The sequence below is a fragment of the Pseudomonas sp. B3G-3 genome (assembly GCF_028640915.1).
Lineage (GTDB): Bacteria > Pseudomonadota > Gammaproteobacteria > Pseudomonadales > Pseudomonadaceae > Aquipseudomonas > Aquipseudomonas chlororaphis_I.
This window is the reverse complement of sequence record NZ_JAQZAB010000008.1, coordinates 1-409: the sequence shown is the minus strand read 5'-3', so window position 1 is coordinate 409 and position 409 is coordinate 1. Positions and strand designations below refer to the sequence as shown.

Sequence of the window (409 nt, the reverse complement as noted above, 5' to 3'; positions counted from 1 at the left end):
CAACGCCGACCTGACCATCGCCAACGGCACCCTGACCGCGGTGAGCAGCAGCGATGGCGGCATCACCTGGACCGCGACCTTCACCCCGAGCGCCAGCATCAGCGATACGACCAACCTGATCACCCTGGACAACACCGGTATCGCCGACCAGGCCGGCAACGCCGGCAGCGGGACCACCGATTCCAACAACTACGCGATCGATACAGTGCGGCCGACCGCGACTATCGTGGTCGCCGACAGTGCTCTCAGCGCCGGTGAAACCTCGCTGGTGACCATCACTTTCAGCGAAGCAGTCAGCGGTTTTACCAACGCCGACCTGACCATCGCCAACGGCACCCTGACCGCGGTCAGCAGCAGCGATGGCGGCATCACCTGGACCGCGACTTTCACCCCGACCGTCGGTATCAAC

At 64.3% G+C, this 409-nt stretch carries 1 protein-coding gene; it reads left to right on the top strand.

Features of this window, described 5'->3' with window-relative positions; translation table 11 throughout:
- Nucleotides 1-409: Ig-like domain-containing protein (locus tag PVZ80_RS00150; RefSeq protein WP_273863270.1), on the top strand; the 409-nt coding region annotated here is incomplete at both ends.